The organism is Streptomyces sp. NPDC096205, assembly GCF_044763135.1.
In the GTDB taxonomy this organism is placed as follows: Bacteria; Actinomycetota; Actinomycetes; order Streptomycetales; family Streptomycetaceae; genus Streptomyces.
This window is the reverse complement of sequence record NZ_JBIWFS010000006.1, coordinates 515641-542584: the sequence shown is the minus strand read 5'-3', so window position 1 is coordinate 542584 and position 26944 is coordinate 515641. Positions and strand designations below refer to the sequence as shown.

The window sequence follows — 26944 nt, the reverse complement described above, 5'->3', positions numbered from 1 at the left end:
GGCCTGCCTTCCGGACAGACCCTAGCCGTCGAGTTCCGCGATGCGGGCCGTGGAGGGCTCGCGGCGCTGCTGGGCCTCGCGGGCCATGAAGTCGGCCGTGCGCAGGACCCGTTGGACGTTGCCCCAGGTGAGCAGGGCGAGGTCGGTCTCCGACCAGCCGCGGCGCAGGAGTTCGGCGATCAGGCGCGGGTAGCCGGAGGCGTCGGGGAGGTCCTGGGGGTGGGCGGCGCCGGAGTCGTAGGTGCCGGACAGGCCGACCGAGTCGGCGCCGGCGACCTCGCGCACATGGTCGAGGTGGTCGGCGACGTCCCGTACGGTCGGCCCGGTCTGCTCGGCCGTCAGCGGCACCATGCACAGGCCGCCCGCCGCGCCCAGCTCGGCGAGCAGGTCGTCGGGCAGGTTGGCCGGGTGCGGGCGCAGGGCCCGGGCGGCCGAGCGGGTGCACAGCACCGGTGTGCGGGACACGGCGAGGGTGCGCGCGGCGGTGGCCTGCGAGGCGCCGGACAGGTCGGCGAGGACGCCGAGCCGGTTCATCTCGCGCACGGCCTCCTCGCCGAACCGCGTCAGTCCGGCCTCGCTGGCCCACGAGGTGCCGGTGAGGGTGAGCACCCGCAGGCCGAGGGAGTGCAGGACGCGCAGGATGGCGAGGGAGTCGTCGACGGCGGCGGCCGCGGCCGGGCCGATCAGCACGGCCACCCGGCCGCAGTTGCGGGCGTCGATGACCTGCCCGGCGGTACGGGCCAGGCGCAGCCCCTCGGGGTGCGCGCCGATCACCGACCGCACCAGGTCCAGCTGCTCCAGCGTGGCCCCCACGGCCCGGTCCGCCGCCAGCCCCTCGGGCAGGTGCAGCGCCCAGAACAGCGCGCCGACATGGCCCTCGCGCAGCCGCGGCACATCCGTGTCGACGGCGCTCTCGCCGAGCTGGAGGTCGTACCAGGGCAGATGCCGCAGCGCCCAGGGCAGCCCGCTGTAGCCGTCGGCGACGGGGTGCGCGGCGAGGAGGGCGTGGGCCTCGTCCAGGGGGCCGGCCACGTCCGGGGCGGACGCGGGCAGCGGCTCCGGCAGGGGCAGCTCGCCGATGCCTGCGCTGGTGTGCAGTTCGTCCTGGAGGTCGGCCATGGCGGGCTCCGTACGTCATGATCGGCGGCGTGATCGGCAGTACAGTCACCGTCGCACGGAGAACGGCGGGGCTTCCTGGTGGGCGGGGCGTTCGGGGGTACGGGGCCCCCTCGAAGCCGTCGGCAGGCCCCCTCGAAGCCGTTGGAACACCCCCTGCCAAGCCGTTGGCAGGTCCTCCCCTTCGCAGCCGTCGGTAGGCACGCCCCTCTCGAAGCCTTGGTGCGCCCCTCGCGAAGCCTTTGTGCGCCCCTCCCACGCCGGGCTTGAATCTGACATTGGTGTCAGGTTCTACCGTGCGGTCATGACGCAGACCACGGACTTCCTGGCCCCGGCCCGGCTCGGCCGGCTCGCACTCCCCCACCACCTCGTGATGGCCCCGCTGACCCGCAACCGGGCGGCCGCCGACGGCACCCCGACCGACCTGATGGTCACCCACTACGCCCACCGCGCCTCGGCCGGACTGATCATCGCCGAGGGCTCGACGCCGAACCCGGTCGGACAGACGTACCCGAACATCACCGCCATCCACACCGACCGGCACGTGGCCGGCTGGCGGCGGGTCACGGACGCGGTCCGGGAGGCCGGCGGGCACATGTTCCTCCAGCTCCAGCACGGCGGCCGGGTCAGCCATCCGGCGACCACCGGGCTGACCCCGGTCTCGGCGTCCGCGATCGCGCTGCCGGAGACCATCTTCACGCCGGGCGGCCACCGGCCCGCCGCCGTCCCGCGCGAGATGACCGCCGACGACATCCGCACCACGATCGCCGACTTCGCCGCCGCGGCCCGCCGGGCCGTCGACGCTGGCTTCGAGGGCGTGGAGGTGCACTCGGCCAACGGAATGCTGCTGCACCAGTTCCTCACCGCCGGCACCAACCACCGTACGGACGGCTACGGCGGCTCTCTCGAGCGGCGGATGCGCTTCGCGGTGGAGGTGACGGAGGCGGTGGCCGAGGCGATCGGCGCCGAGCGGGTGGGCGTCCGGGTCTCCCCCGGCGCCACCGTCAACGGCATCGACGAGGGCGACGAGACCGAGGAGCTGTACCCGGCGCTGGCCGCCCGCCTGCAGGGGATCGCCTATCTGCACCTGGTGCACGCCGACCCGGACTCCGCCGTGTTCCGGCGGCTGCGGCGGGGCTGGCGGGGCACCCTGATCGGCAACCCGGTCCTGACGGACCTGACCACGGACGCCGTACGCGCCGGTGCCGAGCGGATGCTGGCCGGCGGCGCCGACCTCGTCGCGCTCGGGCGGCCGTTCCTCGCCAACCCGGACCTGGTCGAGCGGCTGCGCCGGGGCGCGCCCCTCAACCCGGTGCGGGAGCGGTACTTCATGTACACGGGCGGGGCGGCCGGTTACAACGACTACCCCGCCCTCGGCGGCATCGGTCAGCTGTCGAGCGACTCGATCGTCGCGTTCGACGGCGCCCGGGTCGCCTGAAGCCCACGGGCCACGTCCTCCGCCGCGCCCAGCACCCGTACGGCGTTCTGCCAGGTGAGCTTGGCGAGGTCGGCCCTCGACCAGCCGCGGTCCAGCAGCTCGGCGAGCAGGTTCGGGTAGCCGGAGACGTCGCTGAGGCCCTCGGGGGTGAACGCGGTGCCGTCGTAGTCGCCGCCGATGCCGAGGTGGTCGATGCCGGCGACCTCGCGCATGTGGTCGAGATGGTCGGCGACCGTCGCGACGGTGGCGACCGGACGCGGGTGGGCCTCCTCGAAGGCGCGGTGCACCTTCATGGCCTCGGCGGTGGTGTCGAGGTGGTGGAAGCCGTGGGCGCGCATGTTGTCGTCGGCCGCGGCTGTCCAGTCGACGGCCGCCTGGAGCACGAACTTCGGCACGAACGTCACCATCGCCATACCGCCGTTGGCGGGCAGGCGCTCCAGCACGTCGTCGGGGATGTTGCGCGGGTGGTCGCACACCGCCCGGGAGGAGGAGTGCGAGAAGATCACCGGCGCGGACGAGGCGTCCAGCGCGTCCCGCATGGTCGTCGCCGCCACATGCGACAGGTCGACCAGCATGCCGAGCCGGTTCATCTCCCGTACGACCTCACGGCCGAACGCGGTGAGCCCGCCCGCCCGCGGCTCGTCGGTCGCGGAGTCCGCCCAGTCGACGTTGTCGTTGTGGGTGAGCGTCATGTACCGCACGCCGAGCGCGTACAACCCGCGCAACGTGCCGAGCGAGTTGGCGATGGAATGCCCGCCCTCGGCCCCCATCAGCGACGCGATACGGCCCTCCGCCCGCGCCGCTTCGAGATCCGCGGCCGTCGACGCGGCCCGCAGCTCCCGCGGATGACGCTCGATCAACTGCCGTACGCAGTCGATCTGCTCCAGCGTCGCCTCGACCGGACCCGGCAGGTCCGCCCGCACATACACCGACCAGTACTGCGCCCCGACCCCGCCCTCCCGCAGCCGCGGCAGATCGGTGTGCAGATGCGCGTCCTGCCGTACGGCGATGTCCCGCGCGGCAAGGTCGTAGCGGACCTGCTCGCGCAGGGCCCAGGGCAGGTCGTTGTGGCCGTCGACGACCGGGAACTCGGCGAGGAGTTCCCGGGCGGCCTCCAGGGAGGAGGTCATAGACGTCACTTCCCGAAGCCGAAGCCGTTCGCGGCGCCCTCGACCTTGGCGCGCAGGCGCTTGCCCTTCTCGGTGGCCTGGTCGTTGAGGTCCTGCTGGAAGTCGCGCATCTTGCCGAGGAGGTCCTCGTCGTGCGTGGCGAGGATGCGGGCGGCCAGGAGACCGGCGTTGCGGGCGCCGGCCACGGCCATGGTGGCCACGGGCACGCCGGCCGGCATCTGCGCGATGGAGAGCAGGGAGTCCATGCCGTCGAGGTACTTCAGCGGCACGGGGACGCCGATGACCGGGAGCGGGGTGACGGAGGCGAGCATGCCGGGCAGATGGGCGGCGCCGCCCGCACCGGCGATGATCACCTTCAGGCCGCGGTCGGCCGCCTGCTCGCCGTACGCGATCATCTCGCGGGCCATACGGTGCGCCGACACGACATCGACCTCGTACGCGATCTCGAACTCGTCGAGGGCCTTCGCGGCGCCCTCCATGACCGGCCAGTCGGAGTCCGAACCCATCACGATGCCAACAAGGGGGCTCATTCGGTGATCGTGCCTCTCAGGTAGTCGGCCGCGTGGCGGGCGCGCTCCAGCACGTCGGCCAGGTCGTCGCCGTAGGTGTTGACGTGTCCGACCTTACGTCCCGGCTTCACGTCCTTGCCGTACATGTGGATCTTGAGCTGGGGGTCGCGGGCCATGCAGTGCAGGTACGCGTAGTACATGTCGGGGTAGTCGCCGCCGAGGACGTTCGCCATGACCGTCCACTTCGCGCGCGGGCGCGGGTCGCCGAGCGGCAGGTCGAGCACGGCGCGGACGTGGTTGGCGAACTGGCTGGTGATCGCGCCGTCCATCGTCCAGTGGCCGGAGTTGTGCGGGCGCATCGCGAGCTCGTTGACGAGGATGCGGCCGTCGCGGGTCTGGAACAGCTCGACCGCGAGGTGCCCGACGACGTCCAGCTCCTTGGCGATCCTGAGGGCCATCTCCTCGGCCCGCAGCGCCAGGGACTCCTCCAGGTCGGGGGCGGGGGCGATGACCGTGTCGCACACGCCGCCCACCTGGCGGGACTCCACGACCGGGTAGGCGACCGCCTGGCCGTGCGGGGAGCGGACGACGTTCGCGGCGAGCTCGCGCACGAAGTCGACCTTCTCCTCGGCGAGCACGGGCACGCCGGCGCGGAACGGGTCCGCCGCCTCCTCGACGGAGTCGACGACCCACACGCCCTTGCCGTCGTAGCCGCCGCGGACGGTCTTGAGGACGACCGGGAAGCCGTCCCCCTCGGCCCCTTCAGGGAGCCCTTCCGCCGCGAAGGCCGCCACGTCGGCGGGGTCGGACACGATCCGGTGCCGTGGGCAGGGCACCCCGATCGCGTCGAGCTTCGCGCGCATGACGCCCTTGTCCTGGGCGTGCACCAGCGCGTCGGGGCCGGGGCGCACGGGGATGCCGTCCGCCTCCAGGGCCCGTAGATGCTCGGTGGGTACGTGTTCGTGATCGAAGGTGATCACATCGCACCCCCGCGCGAACTCGCGCAGCGTGTCCAGATCGCGGTAGTCGCCGATGACGACATCGCTCACGACCTGCGCCGCGGAATCCTGAGGGGTGTCACTGAGAAGCTTGAACCTGATGCCGAGCGGGATGCCTGCCTCGTGTGTCATACGAGCGAGCTGGCCCCCGCCGACCATGCCGACTACCGGGAACGTCACGCACCCAGGGTATCGGCCACACGGACATGGCCGGTTTCCGCTCCCCCGCAACCGGGGCGGCGTGCGTCTGTCCCCACACATCCCGGCGATCTGTGATCGACCTGTGTGGTCGTCTGCAAGCGATCACCGAAGGGGGGTGGTTAGCATGACGGAGTTGACGATTTCCGACGGACGGGGCCTTCATCGCCATGGAACACGGTTCCTCGGGGCTACATGCTGCGCCCCCCAGTGCGATGCGGCAGCGCGTCGAACGCCTCGTGAGGGAGGCCGCCAAGTTCGGCGCCGTGGGCGGGGCCGGGCTGCTGGTCAACCTCGGCGTGTTCAACCTGGTGCGCAGCGTCACCGACCTTCAGGTGGTCCGCGCCAGCGTGATCGCCACGATCGCCGCGATCGTCTTCAACTACATCGGGTTCCGGTACTTCACCTACCGCGACCGCGACAAGAGCGGCCGCACCCGTGAGCTGACCCTGTTCATCGTGTTCAGCGCGATCGGCCTGGTCATCGAGAACGGCGTGCTCTACACCGCGACGTACGGGTTCGGCTGGGACAGCCCGCTGCAGAGCAACGTCTTCAAGTTCCTCGGCATCGGCATCGCGACCCTGTTCCGCTTCTGGTCCTACCGCAGCTGGGTCTTCAAGGCCCTGCCGCAGGAGACACCGGCGCAGCAGCCCGCGCAGCCCGTCGGCCGGCCCCACCCGGGGCCCGTCCTGCCGCGCTCCCACGGCCGGGCCTCCCGGCAGCGGGTCAAGCAGCGGGTCTGAGCCGACCGCTCAGCGGACCGTCGGCAGGGGGTCTGACCGCCGGCGGACCGTCGGCAGCGGTTCGGCCGCCTCGGCGGACCGTCCGCGGCGGGTTCGGCCGCTTCAGCGACCGTCCGCGGCGGGTTCGGCCGCCTCAGCGACCGTCCGCGGCGGGTTCGGCCGCCTCAGCGACCGTCGGCAGCGGGTTCGGCCGCCTCAGCGGACCGTCGGCTGCGTCTCCTCCGGCCCCGACGGGGTCGTGCGGGACAGGAACAGGCCGAAGACCGGGGGCTGGGCCTGGAGCATCTCCAGACGTCCGCCGTCGGCCTCGGCGAGGTCGCGGGCGACGGCGAGACCGATGCCGGTGGAGTTGCGGCCGCTGATGGCGCGCTCGAAGATCCGGGCGCCCAGGTCGGCGGGGACGCCGGGGCCCTCGTCGGTGACCTCGATGACGGCCTGGTTGCCGGTGACCCGGGTGCGCAGCGCGACGGTGCCGCCGCCGTGCATGAGGGAGTTCTCGATCAGCGCCGCCAGCACCTGCGCGACCGCGCCCGGTGTGCCGACCGCCTCCAGGTGCCGTTTGCCGGAGCTGACGATGGCCCGGCCCGCGCTGCGGTAGGCCGGGCGCCACTCGGCGAGCTGCTGCTGGATGACCTCGTCGAGGTCGAAGGTGACCGCGGAGCCGGTGCGCGGGTCGCGGGCGTTGGTCAGCAGCCGTTCGACCACGTCCGTGAGGCGCTCCACCTGCGTCAGCGCGATGGTCGCCTCCTCCTTCACCGTGTCCGGGTCGTCGGTGAGGGTGATCTCCTCCAGCCGCATCGACAGCGCGGTGAGCGGGGTGCGCAGCTGGTGGGAGGCGTCCGCGGCCAGCCGCCGCTCGGCCGTCAGCATCCGCGCGATGCGCTCGGCGGAGGCGTCCAGCACATCGGCGACCCGGTCCAGCTCGGGGACGCCGTACCGCTTGTGGCGCGGGCGCGGGTCTCCGGAGCCGAGGCGTTCGGCGGTCTCGGCGAGGTCGGTCAGCGGGGAGGCGAGACGGTTGGCCTGGCGCAGCGCGAGTGCCACCGCGGCGATCACCGCGAGCAGGGCCACCGCCCCGATGATCAGCAGCGTACGGCCCACCTCGCGGGTGATGGCCGAGCGCGGCTCCTGCACGGTGACCGTCTCGTGCTGCTCGCCGAGGGCGGTGTGCTCGATGACGTCGCCGTCGGGCCGGTCGCCGATCTCGATGGGCGGCCGGCCGGGGATGCGCACGACGGCGTAGCGCTCGTCGCCGACCTGGTCGCGCAATATCTCCGCGGTGATCTGCTCGCGGCCCAGGATGCGGCCGTCGACGATCCCGGCCAGCCGTCCGGCCTCGGAGTTCACCCGCTCCTGCGCGCTCGCCGTGATGGTGCGTGTCTCGACGATCACGAGCGACAGCCCGAACACGGCGATCACGACGAGCACCACGGCGAGCGTGGACTGGATCAGTCGGCGGCGCATGCCCTCTTACCTGTTGCCTGTGCTGAGACCCGTACTACGCATGAGACCTACGGCCCGTAAGACCCGTACGCCCCTTACGAGCAGAAGGGCTCAACTCTTCTCGAAGCGGAAGCCCACGCCCCGCACGGTCGCGATGTAGCGCGGGTTCGCCGCGTCGTCGCCGAGCTTCTTGCGCAGCCAGGAGATGTGCATGTCGAGGGTCTTGGTGGAGGACCACCACGTGGTGTCCCAGACCTCGCGCATCAGCTGGTCGCGGGTCACGACCCGGCCGGCGTCGCGCACGAGCACCCGCAGCAGGTCGAACTCCTTCGCGGTGAGCTGGAGCTCCTCGTCGCCCATCCAGGCCCGGTGCGACTCGACGTCGATGCGCACCCCGTGCGTGGCCGGCGGCTGCTGGGGCTCGGCGGAACCGCGCCGCAGCAGGGCCCGCACCCGGGCGAGCAGCTCGGCGAGCCGAAAGGGCTTGGTGACGTAGTCGTCGGCCCCCGCGTCCAGGCCGACGACGGTGTCCACCTCGTCGGCGCGCGCGGTCAGGATCAGGATCGGCACGGTGTGACCCTCGGCGCGCAGCCGGCGGGCGACCTCCAGCCCGTCCATGCCGGGCAGGCCCAGGTCCAGGACGACCAGGTCGACTCCGCCCTGGATGCCGGCGTCGAGCGCGGTCGGGCCGTCCTCACGGACCTCGACCTCGTACCCCTCCCGGCGCAGGGCGCGAGCCAGGGGCTCGGAGATGGACGCGTCGTCCTCGGCGAGCAGTACACGGGTCATGACCTGATGGTAGTCCGCCCGCCACCGCGCCCGAGGTGAGATCACCGTCCCCGGTTCTTACCCTCCGACTTGTCCGGCATACCGGACAGCTGGTCGGGCCGGAGCTTGGTACGAACCTATGATTGCGGGGGCCAACTCTCTGATCACATTCGAATCGGGCCCTGCGGTTCCGAAGTCACCTGTGATCCATGTCTCAAGTCCTTCCATATCCGGCACTGCACTGCCGTATGGTGCTTTCAACGCCTGTAGCACCACGGGGACCTTTGGCGGCCATACGACGCTGAAGGTCTCTTTTGTGTGCGGGCCGGCCCACGCCGGCCCTGAAAGGAATGACCTGTGGCCGGGCCTCACGCGCGACGAAGCGCACCGAGGCGTGGATCCCGGTGGTCGCCGTCCACCGCTCCGTGATCCGGAGCGGACTCCCCCTGGGCGTGGGGGTGGCCGGTCCGATCACGCCGGTGCCGGCCGCCCCACCGGGCGCGCACGCTCCAATCGCGCGTCCCGACCAGCAAGGAACGACCCATGGCGTCCAGCCTGACGAAGGACTCGGTCCGTCCGGGCACCCCCGGTTCCGAGAAGACCTTCTTCGGCCACCCCCGCGGCCTGGCCACCCTCTTCATGACCGAGATGTGGGAGCGTTTCTCCTACTACGGCATGAGGGCACTGCTTCCCCTCTACCTGGTCGCCCCCGCCGGGCTCGGCCTGGACGCCGGCACGGCGATCGCGATCTACTCCGTCTACGTCTCGACGGTGTACCTGCTCGCCATGCCCGGCGGCTGGTTCGGCGACCGTGTCTGGGGTCCCCGCAAGACCGTCACGGTCGCGGGTTCGGTCATCATGGCCGGCCACCTGGTCCTGGCGCTGCCCACCGCGGGCACCTTCTACTTCGGTCTGCTGCTGGTCGCCATCGGCTCCGGCCTGCTGAAGTCCAACATCTCGACCATGGTGGGCCACCTCTACGACGGCCCGAACGACCCGCGCCGCGACGGTGGCTTCACGGTCTTCTACATGGGCATCAACCTCGGCGCGTTCGCCGCGCCGCTGGTCATCGGCACCGTCGGCCAGAACGTCAACTGGCACATCGGCTTCGCGCTGGCCGCTCTCGGCATGGCGCTGGGCCTGGTCCAGTTCCTGCTCGGCAGCCGTCACCTGTCGGACCGCTCCAGCGTCGTCCCGAAGCCGCTGAGCACCGAGGAGCGCAACTCCACGCTGCGCAAGGCCATGATCTGGATGCTGATCGCGGCCGTCTTCTACACGATCGTCGTCACCACCGGCCACTACACCCTGAACTGGGTCATGGCCCCGCTGATGGTCATCGGCCTGGTCGTCCCGGTCACCGTCCTGGTGCGCATCAAGCGCGACAAGGAGCTCACCGACGTCGAGCAGTCCCGCGTCTCCGGCTACATCTGGTTCTTCGTCGCCGCGGCGGTCTTCTGGATGATCTACGACCAGGGCGGCTCGACCCTGTCGATCTTCGCGGACGAGCACGTCGACAACCACGTCTTCGGCTGGGAGTTCCCGGTCTCGTGGTTCCAGTCGGTCAACCCGGTCATGGTGATGGCGCTGGCGCCGGTGTTCGCCGCGATCTGGGTGTCCCTCGCCCGCAGCGGCAAGGAGCCCAGCACGATCGTCAAGTTCGGCGGCGGTCTGGCCCTGGTCGGCATCTCCTTCTTCGTCTTCCTGCTGCCGCTGGTGGCCGCGGACGGCGGCAAGGTCTCGCCGTGGTGGATCGTGTTGATCTACTTCTGCCAGACGGCCGGTGAGCTGCTGCTGTCCCCGGTGGGCCTGTCCGTCACCACGAAGATGGCTCCGGCCAAGTACGCCTCCCAGATGATGGGCGTCTGGTTCCTCGCGGTCACCGCGGGTGACGCGATCACGGGCCTGCTGTCCACGTACGGCGTCGACCTGAACAAGACCGGGGTCGTGGCGGCCGAGGCCGCGCTGGCGGTGCTCGCCGGTGTGGCGGTCCACATGTACCGCAAGCAGGTCAAGGAGCTCATGGGGTCCGTGCGCTAGCGCTGCGCTCGCCTGGGCCGAGTCCTGGTCCGGAGAGGGCCGCTGTATCCGAGGGGGATGCAGCGGCCCTCTCGCCGTTGGTGGTGCTGTCGCGTCGGCGGGTGCGGGTTCGTTGTGGTTTCTCGCGCTCACGCGGCGGAGCCGCAGATCGACACAGCCCCGCGCCCCTGAACTACCTCGCCTTGCGGCCTGGCACGAAGGTGAACGTCGCTGCTCCCAGGAGTACCGCCGTGCCCGCTACGAGGCCCAGGGCCTTGAGGGCGCCGTGGTTCTCGGCGCCTGTGTCGGCAAGGTCTCCGCCGGTGGCGCCTCCGCCGGTGGCGCCTCCGCCGGTGGCGCCTCCGCCTGCGGTGCCGCCGCCGGTGGATGTGCCGCCCGCGGCGCCGCCCGGCTGGGCCGTCGTGTCCAGGGCCAGGGAGACCTCGGACTTCGTCGGGGTGCAGGTCGTCGTGGTGCCCAGGGCCTGGATCGTCAGGACGCCCGGGGAGAGGGTGGCCTCGCCGCTCGCGCCCGGCTTGTACGTGCCCTTGAGGTCGGGGATCTCGATCGGGTCGCCGGCGGCGATGGGCTGGGCGTTGGTGGGGCCCTCCACATGGACCGTGCCGTGGTCGGCGCCGCCGAGGGCGACCTCCATGGACGGTTTCACCGAGTCCTCGGGAATGCTGGCGGGGCTGTCCATGACGGACTTCTTGAAGCGCACGGTCAGGTCGAAGTTCCCGCCGTCGCGCTTGGCGTCGATCTGCACGGGCGAGGTGGCGGTGCGGTCACCGATCGGGGTCTTGCAGGCGTACGGGACCTGGACCTCCTTGCCCTTGAAGTCCGAGGCGGGCGCGCTGGGCGTGGGGCTCGGGGTCGGCCGCACGGTCGGCGTGGGGCTGGGGGTCGGGGTGGGCGTGGGAGTCGGTGTGGGCGTCGGCGTCGGCGTCGGTGTCCCGGGGTCGCCTCCGCCCTCCGTCACCTTGATCGTCGCGGCCGCGGACACCGGCGCCTCCGGTGTGCACTTGGTGTCCGTCGACATGGCGTTGATGGCGTACGCGTCCGGTGTCAGCGTCAGCTCACCGGCGGCGGTCGGCTTCAGCGTGCCCTTCATGTCGGGCAGCACCATGGCGCCGCCCTTCGGAATGGGCGGGTTCTTGCGGGGCCCCTGCATCGCGAGGGCCGCGGTCTGCGCGCCGGACACCTTGAGGGTGCCGCTCGGCTGGACCGAGTCGGCGGGCAGGTCGATGAGGTCGGGGTTCTTGGAGGCGGCCTGGACGAACTTCCACACCACCTCGACCTCCTCGCCCACCTTCGCGGTCGCCGGGGCGGTGATCTGCACCTTGGTGGTGCCGTGGACCGGCGGCAGCCCCGAGATCGCCGGCGGCACGCACTCGGTGGCGTACGAGACCTCCGCGGCCCGCACGGGGGCGGCGGCCAGTGCGAGCAGCAGGCCCGCGCCCGCGATCGCGGCCGTACCTCGGCCTGCCCCCCGGATGACTCTCCTCGGCTCGTTCACGTGCTTCCCTTCCTGCTCGGCGGGTCGTCGTCGTGCGGTGCGGAGAGTGCGCCCGGACCGGCGTCCGGGGTGAACCACGGCAACGTGGCGGGGGCCGGTGCGGCCGGCGGGCGGGGCCGGGTCCGGCGCGGGAGCGGGAGCGGGACACGGGCCAGGACCGAGGCGCCCGAGGGCCCGGCACCGGGCAGCCGCACGCCCCGCCGGACGGCAGGACCGCGCGGCCGTACGCGATCCACCAGGGCCATCCCGGCCCGGAACACCGCGGCCGGTACGACGAGACCGGCCAGGATCCAGAACAGGGTCACGCCCCAGGGGCGGCCGACGGCCCAGGGCTGTTCGGCCATGACCTTGCCGCCGTACTTCAGGGAGACGGTGTAGTCGCCGTGCGCCCCGGCGGCGAGTTCCACCGGCAGCTCGACGCGGGCGCGGCGGCCCGGTCGGATCGTGCCGCGCCACGGGCGTTCCTCCCACTGCGGGGCGAACACGCCGTGCGCGGTGCCGACTTGGAAGACGGGGTCCTTGACCGCCGAGGTGCCCACATTGCCGACCGTGAAGACGAGGGTGCGGGCGGGTGGCGCCCCGAACCAGGTCAGCAGCCCGCCGGAGCCGTCGAGGCGGGTGTCCGTGAGGACCGACAGCCGGCCCCCGCCGACCGTGGCCGGCAGCGGCTCGACCGCGTGCCCGGCGACCTGGAAGACCGCGTCGGCCTGGGCCTTCGGCCCGGTCACCGTCGCCACGTGCACCACACACGGGCACGGCACCGGCGGCTCGGCCACCGGAAGCCGCCGCTCGAAACGCCCCTCGGTGTCGGTGGTGACGGCCCTGCCGTCGGCGTTCGCGCAGGAGTTGGTGCCGCCGGGCACGCCCCGCGAGGGCACCGCCTGACCGCAGACCAGGATCATCAGCAGCGCCCTCGGCCGCCATCCGCTGCCGGAGACCGTGATCGAACCCCCCGTCCCCGCCTGCGACTTGGAGAGCCGTACGACGGGCCCCTCGGCGGCGTCCGCGATGCCGCCCGGCACCAACAGGGCGGCCACCAGCGCCAGTACGACGACCCTCACGCCGACACCCCCTCGTCCGCGGCGGGTTGCCGACGCCTACGACGTCGTACGACGACCAGGGCGCCGGCCGCCGCCGCTCCCCCGGCACCCGCCGTGGCGGCGGCCGTCCACGGCACGAACCTCGCCCGCGCGGTCGCGGTGTCCCGGGCGCCGCCCGCCGCGGTGACCGTCAGCCGCACCTCGACCGCGTCCAACGCCGGCCGCTCGGGCCAGGGCTCACTGAGCTTCACGCGGCGGCCGGGCGGGAGTTCGAGGGGCAGGGGGCGCGGCGCGCGGTCGAGGACCGGGCCCAGCAGTCCGTCCGCGTGCACGGCGAGACGCGGCACCAGGGTGGTGGTGCCGCGGTTGACCAGCTCGTACGCGATGCGGCCCGCCCGGACGTCGACGTGCTCCACGGTCAGCGCGGACAGCCGCGGCCCGCCGACCCTGACCAGCAGCGGCACCCGCACCGTGCGTCCGTCACCGCCCCGGACGGTGATCGTGCCGGTCCGGTCGCCGGGGGACGCGTCCGCCGGGACCGCCACGGTGAAGGGCACCTCGGCCCGGGTGCGGGCGGGGACACGGACGCGCTGCGCGGCGAAGGCGAAGGCCAGGCCGGCCGGGACGCCTCGGCCGGACAGCCGTACCGTCACCGGTTCAGCACCCCCGTTGGTGACGGACACCGTGTCCTGGAGGACCGCGCCGGGCACGCCCTCGGCGTACAGGGCCGGGCGATGACCGCCGGAGGGCGCGGCGGACCAGCCGGTGGCGGCCAAGGCGGGAGTGACGCCGAGCACCAGCAGGGCGAGGGTGGGCGGGAGGAGACGTACGGCGGCGTACGGCATCGGCGGCTCCGGCGGTCGTGACCTAAGGGCCCTGAGGGGTCAGCGGCGGGCGCGTGCCATGCCGTTCCGCCTGGTCAGCCACAGGGCGCCGGCCGCGCCGGTGAGCAGGACCGTGCCGCCGAGGGTGCCGAGGGCGAGGGCGGAGTCGGCGGGGCCGGTCTGCGGCAGCCCACTGCCGGAACCCTTCGAGTCACCGCCCGAGCCTTGGGAGTCCCCGCCCTGCGGGGCGCCACCGCCCGCTGCCGTCACGTCGAGGGTGAGCGAGGGTCCGGGGTCGTCGGTCGGCGTGCAGGTCGTCGTCGTCCCGAGCGCCTTGATGGTCAGCACGCCCGCGGTGAAGGTGACCTTGCCGGACCTGCGCGGCGTATAGGTGCCGCTCAGGTCGTTGATCTTGATCGGGGTGTCGGCCGGGATCGCGGCCTGGTTGGCGGGCCCGGTGACCGTGAGGGTCCCGCTGTCGGCGCCGCCCACCTTGATCGTGGCACTCGGGTTCATCGCCCCCTTGCCCAGCTCGATGGGGCTGGAGGAGACGCCCTTCTGCCACGACATGGTGATCCGGTAACCGCCGCCGCTCCGCACGCCCTTGATGTCGATCGGCGACACCGCGCTCTTGTCCCCGATCGGCGTCTTGCACTGGTAGTCGACATTCACGACCTCGGCCCGAGCCCCGGGGGCAGCGGCCAGCACCACGGTTCCGGCCAGGACGGCGACGACTCGTTTCCGGTACGGCATGGGCGTACCCCATTTCCTGACGGAGCATCAGATCGGCCGTCAAGGTACGCCGGACAACTTGAAGAGGGAAGAGAAAGATGCCCTTGAAGGGGCGCGGGGAACTGCGCGAGCAACCACGAAGGACCCGCGCCCGCAAGACAACGCAAAGCCCGAACGGCGCTTAGGCGGGAGCCCCCAACTCGGCCCACACGGTCTTCCCGGCAACCCCAGGCGTCCGCACAACACCCCAGTCCAGACACAGCCGCTGCACGATGAACATCCCATGCCCCCCAGGCCGCGCAGCGCGATGCGGGGTACGCGGCGCCGGCTGCCCGGCCCCCCGGTCGGCCACCTCGACCCGGATCACCTTGTCGTCGCAGGCGATCCACATCTCGGCCGGGCCCTCCGCATGGAGACACGCATTGGTGACCAGCTCGGACACGACGAGCAGGACGTCCTCCGCCGCGGCCCGCTGGTCCGCGGTCGCGGCCGGCAGCCAGCCCCACGCGTACAGCGCCTGACGGGCGAAGTCGCGGGCCAGCGGCACGACGCCGGCCTGCCCCGCGAAGTCCAGCCGGCGCATCTGCCGGCCTCCCTCGCAGGCCCCGGGCGCCCCGGACCCCCCGGAAGCGCCGCTGGGCTCCTCGGAGCCCGGCGAGTATGGCCGGGTGGTGCTCATCAGCGCTTCACCTCACCGATTCACCAGATCACGATTCAAGAGTCACTTCAGTAGGACCGCACCTCGGTGGTCGCCACCGACACGCTCAGGGGGTCTCCTGCCCGTGCGGCGCGGCGGAACACCCGCTGTTTTCCGGATCAGCCGGATTCGTCGGCGAGGGCCGCTTCCAGGGTGTCATGGACAGTAAAGACCGCGTCCGCGCCGGTGATCTCGAACACCCGCGCCACCACGGGCAGCATCCCGGCGAGGTGCACCCCGCCCCCGGCGGCCTCCGCCTTCAGGCGGGCACCGAGCAGGACGTTCAGCCCTGTGGAGTCGCAGAACTCGAGCCTGGAGCAGTCGACGACCAGGCGGCTGAGCCCCTTGGCGAGGCAGTCCTCAAGTGGTTCGCGCAACAGGTCGGCGGTGTGGTGATCGAGCTCACCCGCCGGCGTCACGACGGCACTGGAACCTTCCTGCCGCACTTCCACCAGAAGCCGGCCAGATCGAGCGCTGCCGACCGTCCCGTGGTCCATGCCGTCTCTCTCCCGAGGTCGTGGCTACTGACTGACGTCCTCGAACCCTACGCCTTCCTCACACACTCCGACACCCGAACAACCACCACGAAACGGACATATGCCCAGGTAACGCACTTGCGGTGGCTGTTGAAAAGCGGGTAGGGCTAGTAAGGACACGTAACCGACACGGCCGGCTTTGGAGGCGCCGCACACCGCAGTGCACGTACTGGCTTCGGCAGCCATATGCCGAGAACGATGGAGGACATCATGTCACCCCGGCTCGACGCCTCGCGTACCCCCACAGCGACGTCGGCAACCGCTCCGGAACATCTGGATCCCATCGACCCGACGACCGACGCGGGCGACGCGCTCGCCGGTCTTCCGGAGATCCCCCCATTCGAAGAAGTGGGTCCGGTCGACGCGCGGGCCCTGTCCAAGACCCTCTTCGAGCGACTGGAGTCCCTCGAGGAAGGCACGCACGAATACGCGTACGTCCGTAACACCCTGGTCGAACTCAACCTGGCGCTCGTCAAGTTCGCCGCCTCCCGGTTCCGCTCCCGCAGTGAGCCGATGGAGGACATCGTCCAGGTCGGCACCATCGGCCTGATCAAGGCGATCGACCGTTTCGAACTCACCCGCGGCGTCGAGTTCCCCACTTTCGCGATGCCCACCATCATCGGTGAGATCAAGCGCTTCTTCCGCGACACCTCGTGGTCCGTGCGCGTCCCGCGCCGGCTGCAGGAGCTGCGGCTCGACCTGGCCAAGGCCGGGGACGAGCTGGCCCAGCGGCTGGACCGGGCGCCGACGGTGCCGGAGCTCGCCGAGCATCTGGGCCTGAGCCACGACGAGGTCGTCGAGGGCATGGCGGCCTCCAACGCCTACACCGCCAGCTCGCTCGACGCCCAGCCCGAGGAGGACGACTCCGAGGGCGCCCTCGCGGACCGCATCGGCTACGAGGACCACGGACTCGAAGGCATCGAGTACGTCGAGTCGTTGAAGCCGCTGATCGCCGAACTCCCGCCGCGCGACCGGAAGATCCTGTCCCTGCGCTTCGTGGCGGGCATGACCCAGTCGGAGATCGGCGAGGAGCTGGGAATCTCCCAGATGCACGTCTCCCGCCTGCTGTCGCGCACGCTGGGACGGCTGCGCAAGGGGCTGACCGTCGAGGAGTGACGGCTCCCCTCGTACGACTTCCCGGGGGCGGTTCGACCTGTCGGACCGCCCCCGCGGCCGTTACCGGACCGCGCCTTTCCGTCTCCCTGTTACCGCAGGAAACGTCTTTTCCCACCGACCCGCTTCCACCACTATGGGCACCCCCAAACCGACCGGTACGTAAGTGACTTGGCGGGGAGCCGACGGGGTTGCGAGGAGGCGGACGAATGGCGCGGGCCGAGGGAACCGACAACGATGCCGGGGCCGTGAACAGCGCGTACGCGAGCGCGCCGGACACCCGGCTGACGGAACTGCTGCGCACCCGCAGCGTCACCGCCTACCCCGCACTGCAGGAGCTGCGCGCCCGGCATCGCGCGTCCGTCCTCACGTACGCCCGTCTGTGCACCACCAGCGACACGGCCGCCCGCCAGCTGGCCGCCCACGCCTTCACCGCCGCGGCCCGCGAGGCCGCCCGCGGCACCGACCCGGGCACGCCCGTACGCCACCGGCTGCTGCTCCTGGTGAGCGAGGTCGCCGCGCAGTGGGCCACCGACGAACGCGCCGCCGGACTCGACACGGCCCTGCTGCCGACCCTGACGGCAGCGGCGCCCGCCCCTGCCCTGCTCCGGGCGTTCCGGGCCCTGCCGCCGCGCACCCAGGGCCTGCTCTGGTACGGCCTGGTCGAGCAGGAACCCGAGGAGCGGACAGCGCTGCTGCTCGGCGTCACCCCCGCGGATGTGACCTGGGGCACGGCCCCCGCACTGCAGGCCCTGGCCCGGTCCGCCCTCCAGACCCGCCTCACCGACTCCGACGACCCCGACTGCCAGGACTTCCGCCGCCTGATCGAGGAGTCCGTCCGCCCCGACTCCCCCCGCCACAGCCCCGACCTCGCCACCCACATGGCCCACTGCCCCCACTGCACCACGGCCTACGAGGAGCAGTGCGCCTTGCGCGACACCCCGCGCATGGCCCTTGCGGAGGGGCTGGTGGTGTGGGGTGGGGCGGCGTACGCGAGTGCGGCGGCGGCCCATGTCGTGGGTGGTGTGTCGACGGGGGGTGCCTTGGGGGCGAGTGCCTCGGGCCGGGCAGCCGGCGCTCGGCGGGCGGCGGGTGGTCTGTCGGCCGGTGCCGGTGCCGGTGGTGCGGGCTGGGGGACCTGGGGCCGGGCAGGCGAGGCCGGGCGAGGCTCTGCGGCTGCGGAGCGCGACGGCCGGGCAGCCGGGGATCGGCGGGCGGTGGGTGGGTTCTCGGCCGGTGCCCGTGGGGCGGACTGGGCGGCCTGGGGGCGGGCGGCCCGGGGCGGGCGGGGCTTTGGGGCCGGGGCGGGGGCCGCGGGGCGGGCGTGGCCGCCGGGTCGGCGGCTTGCGCTGGCCTCGGCCGCGCTGGGGGTGGCCCTGGTGCCGCTGCTGGTCTTCCTGCTGTCCCCGGGCGAGACGCCCGCGGAGAACGCCGCCTCGCAGACCATGCGCACCCCGCCCGCGCCACCGCCGGTGACGGTGACCGCGACGGTGTCGGTGACCCCCTCGCCGTCCCCGTCGCCCTCGAAGACACGCACGTCACCGCCGCCGTCGCCGTCGCCCACACCGACCCCGACGCCCTCGCGCACCTCCGCACGCCCGAAGCCCCCGCCCACGCCCACGGCGACGCCGAAGCCGCCGTCTCCCCCGAACGGCACCTTCGCGCAGGTGGTCAACGCCGCCACCGGGCGGTGCCTGGACGTCCGCGACGGCTGGTTCGAGGACGGCGTCGACGTGATCACCGCCGCCTGCTCCGGCTCGCCGACCCAGCAGTGGCGCTACGACGCCGAGCACCGGGTCCTGCAGTCGTACGCCGACCAGGACTTCTGCCTGGACAGCCGCGGCTCGACCGACCGGGGCGTCGGCATCTGGTCCTGCGACTCGGTGTGGGGCCGCAACGGCGTCAACCTGATGTTCTCCATCGACGGCGAGGGCAGGATCCGCCCCTACGTCGACCCGGACTCCGCGGTGACCGCCACCGGCGGCGACGGCGTGTGGCTGGGCCGGATCGACGGGGGAGCGGAGCAGCGCTGGCGGGCGGGCCGGGCCGCATGACCCGTACGAGTGACCCGTACGGGTGAGCCGTACCGCCGCGGTCACACCACCTGTACGCCGCTGCGCCACACCGCGCTGACCAGCGGGACCCCCGGCCGGTAGGCGAGGTGGACGTGGCTGGGCGCGTCGAGGAGGGCCAGGTCGGCGCGGGCGCCGGGGGCGAGGCGGCCGATGTCGTCGCGGCGCAGGGCCGCGGCCCCGCCCGCGGTGGCCGACCAGACGGCCTCGTCGGGGTTCATGCGCATGTCCCGTACGGCGAGCGCGATGCAGAACGGCACGGACGACGTGAACGACGACCCGGGGTTGCAGTCCGTGGACAGCGCGACGGTCACGCCCGCGTCCAGCAGCCGCCGCGCGTCCGGCCACTCGGCGCGGGTGGAGAACTCGGCGCCGGGCAGCAGGGTCGCGACCGTACGGCTGCCCGCGAGCGCGTCCACGTCGGCGTCGGTGAGGTGGGTGCAGTGGTCGGCGCTGGCCGCGTCGAGCTCGACGGCGAGCTGCACGCCGGGCCCGTAGGAGAGCTGGTTGGCGTGGACGCGGGGCAGCAGGCCCTTCGCCTTGCCCGCGGTGAGGATCGCGCGGGCCTGGTCGCCGTCGAAGGCGCCCTTCTCGCAGAAGACGTCGATCCAGCGGGCGTGCGGGGCGCACGCGTCGAGCATCTCGCCGGTGACCAGGGCGACATAGCCGGCCGGGTCGTCGGCGTAGTCGGGGGAGACGATGTGCGCGCCGAGGTAGGTGACCTCGTCGGTGTGCCGGGCGGCGATGCGCAGGGCGCGGGCCTCGTCCTCGACGGTGAGGCCGTAGCCGGACTTGGTCTCGAAGGTGGTCGTGCCCTGGCGCAGGGCCTCGGCGAGGTGGCGGGTGAGGTTGGCCTCGAGTGCGGCGTCGGTGGCCGCCCGGGTCGCCGCGACCGTCGTACGGATGCCGCCCGCGCTGTAGGGGCGCCCGGACATGCGGGCGTTGAACTCCTCGGTGCGGTCGCCCGCGAACACCAGGTGCGAGTGGGAGTCGACGAAGCCGGGGATCACGGCCCGGCCGCCGGCGTCGACCCGATTGTCAGTGGCGGGTGCTTTGCTTGACTCACCGGCCCACGCGACCTGGTCGCCGTCGATGACGAGGGCCGCGTCGCGAATGAGTCCGAGAGGGGAGCCGTCACCGAGGGAGGGGTCGTTGGTGACCAGCGTGGCGATGTTGGTGATGACGGTGCTGCTCATCGTCGTGTCCTCGTGGGCGGGGGCAGGGGCGTGGGCTTCGGATACGGGGATCAGTCGCGCAGGGCTGCGACGGCGGCGGCCAGCGCCTGCGGCACATCGGGCACACGCGTGTGCGCCCCGTCCCGTACGACGTGCCGTCCTGCGACGATCGTGTGCCGTACGTCCGCTGCCGTCGCCGCGAATACGGCCGTCTCGGCGCCGAGCCGGGGCAGCGGTCCCGCTGTCCTGACCGAGTCGAGCGCGATGGTGGTGAGGTCGGCGAGCGCGCCCTGCTCGATGCGTCCGGCCTCGTCCCAGCCGAGGGCGGCGTGGCCGTCGGCGGTGGCGGCGCGCAGCAGGGCGGCTGCCGTCCAGTGGCCTCGGGTGCGGGTGCGCAGCCGCTCGTCCAGCTCCATCGCGCGGGCCTCTTCGAGCAGGTCGATGACGGCGTGGCTGTCGGAGCCGAGGGAGAGCGGGGAGCCTGCCCGCTGAAGGGCCACGGCCGGGCCGATGCCGTCGGCGAGGTCGCGCTCGGTCGTCGGGCACATGCAGGTGCCGGTGGAGGTGCCGCCGATGAGGGCGATGTCCTCGTCGGTGAGGTGGGTGTTGTGGACGCCCGTGGTGCGCGGCCCCAGCACCCCGTGCTCGGCGAGGAGCTGCGTCGGCGTGCGGCCGTGGGCGGCGAGGCAGGCCTCGTTCTCGGCGGTCTGCTCGGACAGGTGCACATGCAGCGGGGCCCGCCGCGCCTGCGCCCAGGCCGCGACCGTGGCGAGCTGCCCGGCGGGGACCGCCCGCACCGAGTGGATCGCCGCTCCGATCCGTGCGTGATCCCGTTCCTTGAGAACTGAACAGCGTTCGGCCCAGGCCTCGGCGGTCCCGTCGGAGAAGCGCAGCTGGTGGGGGTTGGGGGCCTCGCCGAAGCCGGAGGAGAGATAGCAGGTGTCGAGGAGGGTGATCCGGATCCCGGCCTCGGCGGCGGCCTCGATCAGCGCCTCCCCCATGGCGTTGGGGTCGGCGTAGGGGGTGCCGCCGGGGGCGTGGTGGAGGTAGTGGAACTCGCCCACGGAGGTGATGCCGGCGAGGGCCATCTCGGCGTACACCGCGCGGGCCAGGGCGTGGTAGCTGTCCGGGGTGAGCCGGTCGGCGACCGCGTACATGACCTCGCGCCAGGTCCAGAAAGTGCCGGATCCGACCTGGACGGTGCCGCGCAGCGCGCGGTGGAAGGCGTGGCTGTGGGCGTTCGCCAGGCCCGGCAGGGTCAGCCCGCGCAGCACCTCCGCGCCCGCAGGCGGTGCGGCGACATCGGTGCGCACAGCGGCGATACGTCCGTCGGCCACGTCCACGGCCACGCCCGGCTCGACCCGGTCGCCGAGCCAGGCGTGCTCCAACCAGTAGGTCCCCTTGGTCACCTGCGGGCCAGTCCTTCCAGTACGTCGGCGAGCGCGGTCACCCCGGCCAGGCAGTCGTCCTCGGCGGCGTGTTCGGCCGGGGAGTGCGAGACGCCCGTGGGGTTGCGTACGAACAGCATGGCGGTCGGGATGCGTCCGGACAGGATCCCGGCGTCGTGTCCGGCGCCGGTGCCCAGGACGGGGACGGTGAGGTCGCTGTCCTTGCCGAGGATGCGGCCCAGTTCGTCGCGCAGGGCGTGGTCGAACTCCACGACCGGCGTGAAGGACTCCCGCACGATGTCGAGGTCGACGCCGTGCCGGTCGGCGTACTCCCGCGCGGCCTTCTCGATGCCGCCGACGACGGTGTCCAGGGTGTCCTGGTCGGCGGCCCGGCTGTCGAGCCAGCCGCGGACCAGGGAGGGGATGGCGTTGACGCCGTTCGGCTCGACGGCGATCTTGCCGAAGGTGGCGACCGCTCCGGCGAGTTCGGCCTCGCGGCGGGCGGCGAGCACGGTGTCGGCGTACGACAGCATCGGGTCGCGCCGGTCCACCAGGCGGGTGGTGCCCGCGTGGTTGGCCTCGCCGCGGAAGTCGAACCGCCAGCGGCCGTGCGGCCAGATGGCGCTGGCGATGCCGACGGCGTCCCCGGACAGGTCGAGGGCGCGGCCCTGTTCGACGTGGAGCTCGACGAACGCGCCGATGCGGTCCAGGCGTTCGGGGTCGGGCCCGATGGCGTCGGGGTCGTACCCGGCGGCCTCCATGGCCTGCGGCAGGGTGATGCCGTCGGCGTCGGTGAGCCGGTGCGCCTGCTCGACGGTGAGCGCCCCGGAGGTGAGCCGGGACCCGACGCAGGCGAGCCCGAACCGGGCGCCCTCCTCGTCACCGAAGTTGACGATGGCGAGGGGCCTGGCGAGAGCCACGCCCCGCGCGCGGAGCTCGTCGAGCGCGGCGAAGGAGGACACCACGCCGAGGGGCCCGTCGAAGGCGCCGCCGTCGGGCACGGAGTCCAGGTGGGACCCGGTGACCACGGCGTCGCCCTGAGCGGGGTCGCCGAGCCAGGCCCACTGGTTGCCGTTGCGGTCGACCTCGTAGGTCAGGCCGCGGGCCTGCGCCTGCTCCTGGAACCAGGCCCGGCAGTCGGTGTCGGCGCCGGTCCAGGCGAAGCGGCGGTAGCCGCCGGAGGCGGAGCTGCGGCCGACCGGCAGCAGCTCCGCCCACATGCTGTGGAAGGTCACGCCGGGTCACCCTCGCGCATGGGCACGCGCACGCCCTTGGCGTCGGCGACCGACTCGGCGATGTCGTAGCCGGCGTCCACGTGCCGGATGACGCCCATGCCGGGGTCGTTGGTGAGGACGCGGCGGATCTTCTCGCCGCCGAGCTTGGTGCCGTCGGCGACCGTCACCTGGCCGGCGTGGATGGAGCGGCCCATGCCGACGCCGCCGCCGTGGTGGAGGGAGACCCAGGAGGCGCCGGAGGCCACGTTGACCATGGCGTTGAGCAGCGGCCAGTCGGCGATGGCGTCGGAGCCGTCGAGCATGGCCTCGGTCTCGCGGTAAGGGGAGGCGACGGAGCCGCAGTCGAGGTGGTCGCGGCCGATCGCCAGGGGAGCCGCCAGCTCACCGCTCGCGACCATGTCGTTGAACCGCTCGCCGGCCTTGTCGCGCTCGCCGTAGCCGAGCCAGCAGATACGGGCGGGCAGGCCCTGGAAGTGGACGCGCTCGCCGGCCATCTTGATCCAGCGGTGCAGGGACTCGTTCTCCGGGAAGAGCTCGAGGATCGCCTTGTCCGTCTTGTGGATGTCGGAGGCCTCGCCGGACAGGGCGGCCCAGCGGAAGGGGCCCTTGCCCTCGCAGAAGAGGGGGCGGATGTAGGCGGGGACGAAGCCGGGGAAGGCGAAGGCGCGGTCGTACCCGGCGAGCTGGGCCTCGCCGCGGATGGAGTTGCCGTAGTCGAAGACCTCGGCGCCGGCGTCCATGAAGCCGACCATGGCCTCGACGTGCCGCGCCATGGACTCGCGGGCGCGGGTGGTGAAGCCGGCCGGGTCCTTGGCGGCGGCGTCGGCCATGTCCTCGAAGGCCACGCCGACCGGCAGGTAGGACAGCGGGTCGTGGGCGGAGGTCTGGTCGGTGACGATGTCGATGGGCGCGCCCATGGCGAGCAGCTGCGGCACCAGGTCGGCGGCGTTGCCGAGGACGCCGATGGAGAGCGGGCGACGGGCGTCGCGGGCCTCGGTGGCGAGCTGGAGGGCGTGGTCGAGGGAGTCGGCCTTCACGTCCAGGTAGCGGTGCTCGATGCGGCGGTCGATGGCGCGCGGGTCGCAGTCGATGCAGATGGCGACGCCGTCGTTCATGGTGACGGCGAGGGGCTGGGCGCCGCCCATGCCGCCGAGGCCGGCGGTGAGGGTGATGGTCCCGGCGAGGGTGCCGCCGAACTTCTTCGCGGCGACGGCGGCGAAGGTCTCGTAGGTGCCCTGGAGGATGCCCTGGGTGCCGATGTAGATCCAGGAGCCGGCGGTCATCTGCCCGTACATGGTCAGGCCGAGGGCCTCCAGGCGGCGGAACTCCTCCCAGTTGGCCCAGTCGCCGACGAGGTTGGAGTTGGCGATGAGGACGCGCGGGGCCCACTCGTGGGTCTGCATGACGCCGACCGGGCGGCCGGACTGGACCAGCATGGTCTCGTCCTGCTTGAGGGTGCGCAGGGTGCGGACCATGGCGTCGACGGAGCGCCAGTCGCGGGCGGCCTTGCCCGTCCCGCCGTAGACGACGAGCTTGTCGGGGTGCTCGGCGACCTCGGGGTCCAGGTTGTTCTGGAGCATCCGCAGGGCGGCCTCCTGCTGCCATCCCAGGGCGCTCAGTTCCGTACCGCGCGGCGCTCGGACGGGGCGGGGTCCTGACATGGTCTGCCTCCTAGGTGGCTGTGCTCCCTGCGGAATGTTGCATCTGTTATTCACATCCTGACCTCCTGAATAGAACTAGTCAATACATGGGTCTGCCCGCGTGGCCGCGCCGGAGATGTTTGGCTGGATGTACGGACCCCGGCATCGACAGGGCAGGGAATGCCGGGAGCAGCGGCGACATCTCGGGGGATGACGTGAAGATGGGCGGTCACGACGACGACACGGCCCGGACACCGGGCACGGACGACGGACGGGCACTCCGACGGGACGCCACCGCGGACCTCCACGGCCCGCAGCCTCCTCACCGCCCTGACGGCGCCCAGGCGACCCACCGCGCCGAGGCGCCGGGCGCCGAAGACGCACGGCCCAGCCACCGGGACGACACCGCCGACCCCGACGGCCGGCAGGCGGCCCGCCGGGACGAGGCGCCGGCTACCGAGACCCCACAGCCCGGCCGCCGGCACGACCCCTTGGCCCCCGACGCCGAGCAGGCGGCCCGCCGCGCCGAGGCTACGGGCACCGAAGGCCGACGGCCCGTCCACCGGGACGACACCGTCGACGCCGACGACGAGCGGGTGCTGCGGCGGGACGAGGCCGTGCGGGCGGCGGTGGAGCGGGGGCTGCTCGGGGCCGAGGAGCCGATCGTGGGGCTGCTGGACGTCGCCGGCATCAGGGACTCGGCGGCCGAGCTGCGGGCGGCGTTCGACGCGGTGGTCGCGCCGGGCACGCCCGTGCTGCACGCCTTCGCGGTGAAGGCGTCCCCGCTGGTGCCGGTGCTGCGGCTGCTGCACGCCGAGGGCATCGGCGCGGAGGTGGCCAGTCCGGGCGAGCTGGCGCTGGCCCGCGCGGCCGGGGTGCCGCCGAAGGACACGGTGCTGGACTCCCCCGCCAAGACCCCGGCCGAGCTGCGCGAGGCGCTCGCGCTGGGCATCGCCGTCAACGCCGACAACCCGCAGGAGCTGGACCGCATCGACGCCCTGATGCGGTCAGCCCCCAGCCGTTCCCCCCTCGGTATCCGGGTCAACCCGCAGGTCGGCGGCGGTGCCATCGAGGCGCTGTCGACCGCGACGCCCACCTCGAAGTTCGGCGTGGCGCTACGGGACGAGGGCGCCCGCGACTGGGTCGTGGAGGCCTACCGCCGCCGGCCCTGGCTGACCCGGCTGCACACGCACACCGGCTCGCAGGGCATCCCGCTGTCCCTGATGGCGAAGGGTGTGGCGGAGGCGTACGCGCTGGCGGAGGAGATCAACCGGCGCATCGGCCGGCCCCAGATCGACACGATCGACATCGGCGGCGGCCTGCCGGTGAACTTCACCTCGGACACCACGACCCCGACCTACGCCCAGTACGCCCGGCTGCTGCGCGAGGTGGTGCCGGGCCTGTTCGACGGCCGCTACGGCCTCGTCACCGAGTTCGGCCGCTCCCTGCTCGCCAAGCACGGCACGATCGTGGCCCGCGTGGAGTACACCAAGACCGCGGGCGGCCGCCCCGTCGCCGTCACCCACGCCGGCGTGCAGGTCGCCACCCGCACCGTCTACGCCCCCGCCTCCTGGCCCCTGCGCATCGCCGCCTACGACCCCAAGGGCCGCCCCAAGGAAGGCCCCCCGGTCGCCCAGGACGTGGCAGGCCCCGCCTGCTTCGCCGGCGACCTCCTCGCCGCGGCCCACCCCCTGCCCCGCCTGGACCAGGGCGACTATGCGGCCGCCCTGGACACCGGCGCGTACTACTTCGCGCACCACTACGCCTACAACTCCCTGGCGCGTCCGCCGATCTACGGCTTCGCCACGGACAGGGAGGGAAACACGGCCTTCGCGACCGTACGAAGGGCGCAGACGCTGCAGGAGATAGTGGCGGAGTCAGGGGGCGCCCAGGCCTCCGCACTGACAGACCTGTGACGCCGCTGAAGGGGCGCGGGGAACTGCGCGAGAAACCACGGACAACCGGCACCGGGTACCCGGCAGAACCCCCACGGCGCGCATTCTCACCGCCCCGCAGCAACACCTGTCGTCCGATACTCGGCCACCGAAGACCCCACCGGCACCCACAACAAGGCGTCTCGCTCGAACCGCCGCCGGAACCACGCCGACTTCAGCCACAGCCCGGCCCCGCACCCGGCGAGCAGCATCCCTCCGGCGGCGGGAATCACCGAGGCGCTGCCCAGCGCGACGAGGAAGGCCAGCAGCAGCCACCACCGGCGGCTCCGCCGCCACTCCCGCACCGTCACCGCGCGGTCCTGCAGGATGTCGTACCGCCCGGCCCGTGCGGCCGCCTCGGCCAGCGCCGCGTAACGCCGTCTGCGGGCGACCGCGACCACGGCCGCCGCGACAAGGAACGCCGCGGCCCCGGCGAGGACGCCGATCCGCCGCCCCGTGAGCCCGGGCACGCACACCCCGGCCCCGGCTGCGAGAACCCCCAGCCACCACAGGGGCGCCGCTCCCGCCCGTACGACGGCGGCCACCCTGGCCAGTCCCTGCCCTCCACGCTCTCCACGACCTGCACGCGCCACGTTCCGCCTCCTCGTCGCCTCGGCGCACTGGTGTCGGCCGGGCAGAGTAGCGGGCGAAGCTGAGACGAACGTGAGAAGACGCGACCGGAA

Annotated in this window: 23 protein-coding genes; 6 read left to right on the top strand and 17 right to left on the bottom strand. The window is 72.8% G+C overall.

Going from position 1 to position 26944, the window contains the following annotated elements:
* Positions 1-21: 21 nt before the first annotated feature.
* Positions 22-1119: a dipeptidase gene (locus ACIQ6Y_RS24610; protein ID WP_404042109.1), complete on the bottom strand. Its 1098-nt coding sequence runs from the start codon at positions 1117-1119 to the stop codon at positions 22-24.
* Between the two features lie 301 nt (positions 1120-1420).
* Here ACIQ6Y_RS24610 and ACIQ6Y_RS24605 point away from each other — a divergent pair, with 301 nt between their 5' ends.
* Positions 1421-2554: an alkene reductase gene (locus ACIQ6Y_RS24605; RefSeq protein WP_404042108.1), complete on the top strand. Its 1134-nt coding sequence runs from the start codon at positions 1421-1423 to the stop codon at positions 2552-2554.
* On the opposite strand, the gene ACIQ6Y_RS24600 is transcribed toward ACIQ6Y_RS24605, so the two are convergent.
* Genes ACIQ6Y_RS24600 through ACIQ6Y_RS24590 form a run of 3 tightly spaced genes read right to left on the bottom strand, consistent with a single transcriptional unit; the run spans position 2503 to position 5371 of the window.
* Positions 2503-3684 (bottom strand): dipeptidase, encoded by a 1182-nt coding sequence (locus ACIQ6Y_RS24600; protein WP_404042107.1) that lies wholly within the window; start codon positions 3682-3684, stop codon positions 2503-2505. The two genes, ACIQ6Y_RS24605 and ACIQ6Y_RS24600, sit on opposite strands and share 52 nt — an antisense overlap.
* A gap of 5 nt (positions 3685-3689) precedes the next feature.
* The gene (gene purE / locus ACIQ6Y_RS24595; protein WP_404042106.1) at positions 3690-4214 is read right to left on the bottom strand and encodes a 5-(carboxyamino)imidazole ribonucleotide mutase; all 525 of its coding nucleotides are present in this window, start codon (positions 4212-4214) and stop codon (positions 3690-3692) included.
* Entirely contained in the window at positions 4211-5371 is a 1161-nt protein-coding gene (locus ACIQ6Y_RS24590; RefSeq protein ID WP_404042105.1) for a 5-(carboxyamino)imidazole ribonucleotide synthase, read from the bottom strand. Before ACIQ6Y_RS24590 ends, purE begins: the two co-directional genes overlap by 4 nt.
* A gap of 188 nt (positions 5372-5559) precedes the next feature.
* On the opposite strand from ACIQ6Y_RS24590, the gene ACIQ6Y_RS24585 reads away from it, so the two are divergent.
* A complete protein-coding gene (locus tag ACIQ6Y_RS24585) occupies positions 5560-6132 on the top strand; it encodes a GtrA family protein (protein ID WP_404042104.1) in 573 nt (190 codons plus the stop codon).
* Positions 6133-6327: 195 nt separating this feature from the next.
* On the opposite strand, the gene ACIQ6Y_RS24580 is transcribed toward ACIQ6Y_RS24585, so the two are convergent.
* Positions 6328-7596: an ATP-binding protein gene (locus ACIQ6Y_RS24580; protein ID WP_404042103.1), complete on the bottom strand. Its 1269-nt coding sequence runs from the start codon at positions 7594-7596 to the stop codon at positions 6328-6330.
* A 90-nt stretch (positions 7597-7686) separates the two neighbouring features.
* A complete protein-coding gene (locus ACIQ6Y_RS24575; RefSeq protein WP_043501447.1) occupies positions 7687-8364 on the bottom strand; it encodes a response regulator transcription factor in 678 nt (225 codons plus the stop codon).
* 522 nt (positions 8365-8886) lie between these two features.
* Here ACIQ6Y_RS24575 and ACIQ6Y_RS24570 point away from each other — a divergent pair.
* A complete protein-coding gene (locus ACIQ6Y_RS24570; RefSeq protein WP_404042102.1) occupies positions 8887-10380 on the top strand; it encodes a peptide MFS transporter in 1494 nt (497 codons plus the stop codon).
* 172 nt (positions 10381-10552) lie between these two features.
* Here ACIQ6Y_RS24570 and ACIQ6Y_RS24565 read toward each other — a convergent pair whose 3' ends face one another.
* The 6 genes from ACIQ6Y_RS24565 to ACIQ6Y_RS24540 form a co-directional block, all read right to left on the bottom strand.
* Entirely contained in the window at positions 10553-11875 is a 1323-nt protein-coding gene (locus ACIQ6Y_RS24565) for a hypothetical protein (RefSeq protein ID WP_404042101.1), read from the bottom strand.
* The gene (locus tag ACIQ6Y_RS24560) at positions 11872-12936 is read right to left on the bottom strand and encodes a hypothetical protein (protein WP_404042100.1); all 1065 of its coding nucleotides are present in this window, start codon (positions 12934-12936) and stop codon (positions 11872-11874) included. Before ACIQ6Y_RS24560 ends, ACIQ6Y_RS24565 begins: the two co-directional genes overlap by 4 nt.
* On the bottom strand, positions 12933-13760 hold the full coding sequence (locus ACIQ6Y_RS24555) for a hypothetical protein (RefSeq protein WP_404042099.1): 828 nt from the start codon (positions 13758-13760) through the stop codon (positions 12933-12935). The genes ACIQ6Y_RS24560 and ACIQ6Y_RS24555 overlap by 4 nt, the downstream gene beginning before the upstream one ends.
* Positions 13761-13799: 39 nt before the next feature.
* On the bottom strand, positions 13800-14492 hold the full coding sequence (locus ACIQ6Y_RS24550; RefSeq protein ID WP_404042098.1) for an LPXTG cell wall anchor domain-containing protein: 693 nt from the start codon (positions 14490-14492) through the stop codon (positions 13800-13802).
* A gap of 160 nt (positions 14493-14652) precedes the next feature.
* A complete protein-coding gene (locus ACIQ6Y_RS24545) occupies positions 14653-15150 on the bottom strand; it encodes an ATP-binding protein (RefSeq protein WP_404042097.1) in 498 nt (165 codons plus the stop codon).
* Positions 15151-15287: 137 nt separating this feature from the next.
* Entirely contained in the window at positions 15288-15665 is a 378-nt protein-coding gene (locus ACIQ6Y_RS24540; protein WP_404042096.1) for an STAS domain-containing protein, read from the bottom strand.
* Between the two features lie 237 nt (positions 15666-15902).
* On the opposite strand from ACIQ6Y_RS24540, the gene ACIQ6Y_RS24535 reads away from it, so the two are divergent.
* Both ACIQ6Y_RS24535 and ACIQ6Y_RS24530 read left to right on the top strand, forming a co-directional pair.
* Entirely contained in the window at positions 15903-16820 is a 918-nt protein-coding gene (locus ACIQ6Y_RS24535) for an RNA polymerase sigma factor SigF (protein WP_404042095.1), read from the top strand.
* 206 nt (positions 16821-17026) lie between these two features.
* Positions 17027-18871: a ricin-type beta-trefoil lectin domain protein gene (locus ACIQ6Y_RS24530; RefSeq protein WP_404042094.1), complete on the top strand. Its 1845-nt coding sequence runs from the start codon at positions 17027-17029 to the stop codon at positions 18869-18871.
* Positions 18872-18912: 41 nt separating this feature from the next.
* Here the strand turns inward: ACIQ6Y_RS24530 and hutI are convergent, their stop codons facing one another.
* Genes hutI through hutU form a run of 4 tightly spaced genes read right to left on the bottom strand, consistent with a single transcriptional unit; the run spans position 18913 to position 24348 of the window.
* On the bottom strand, positions 18913-20085 hold the full coding sequence (gene hutI / locus ACIQ6Y_RS24525) for an imidazolonepropionase (protein WP_404042093.1): 1173 nt from the start codon (positions 20083-20085) through the stop codon (positions 18913-18915).
* A 50-nt stretch (positions 20086-20135) separates the two neighbouring features.
* Positions 20136-21473 (bottom strand): formimidoylglutamate deiminase, encoded by a 1338-nt coding sequence (locus tag ACIQ6Y_RS24520; protein WP_404042092.1) that lies wholly within the window; start codon positions 21471-21473, stop codon positions 20136-20138.
* Complete coding sequence (locus ACIQ6Y_RS24515) at positions 21470-22687, bottom strand: allantoate amidohydrolase (protein WP_404042091.1); 1218 nt, start codon at positions 22685-22687, stop codon at positions 21470-21472. Before ACIQ6Y_RS24515 ends, ACIQ6Y_RS24520 begins: the two co-directional genes overlap by 4 nt.
* Positions 22684-24348, bottom strand: coding sequence for a urocanate hydratase (gene hutU / locus ACIQ6Y_RS24510; protein WP_404042090.1), 1665 nt, complete (start codon positions 24346-24348; stop codon positions 22684-22686). The genes ACIQ6Y_RS24515 and hutU overlap by 4 nt, the downstream gene beginning before the upstream one ends.
* Before the next feature lie 200 nt (positions 24349-24548).
* On the opposite strand from hutU, the gene ACIQ6Y_RS24505 reads away from it, so the two are divergent.
* Positions 24549-26243: a diaminopimelate decarboxylase gene (locus tag ACIQ6Y_RS24505; protein WP_404042089.1), complete on the top strand. Its 1695-nt coding sequence runs from the start codon at positions 24549-24551 to the stop codon at positions 26241-26243.
* Between the two features lie 86 nt (positions 26244-26329).
* Here the strand turns inward: ACIQ6Y_RS24505 and ACIQ6Y_RS24500 are convergent, their stop codons facing one another.
* Positions 26330-26854 carry a hypothetical protein gene (locus ACIQ6Y_RS24500; RefSeq protein WP_404042088.1) on the bottom strand — a complete coding sequence of 175 codons (525 nt, stop codon included), beginning with the start codon at positions 26852-26854 and terminating at the stop codon, positions 26330-26332.
* Between the last annotated feature and the right edge of the window lie 90 nt (positions 26855-26944).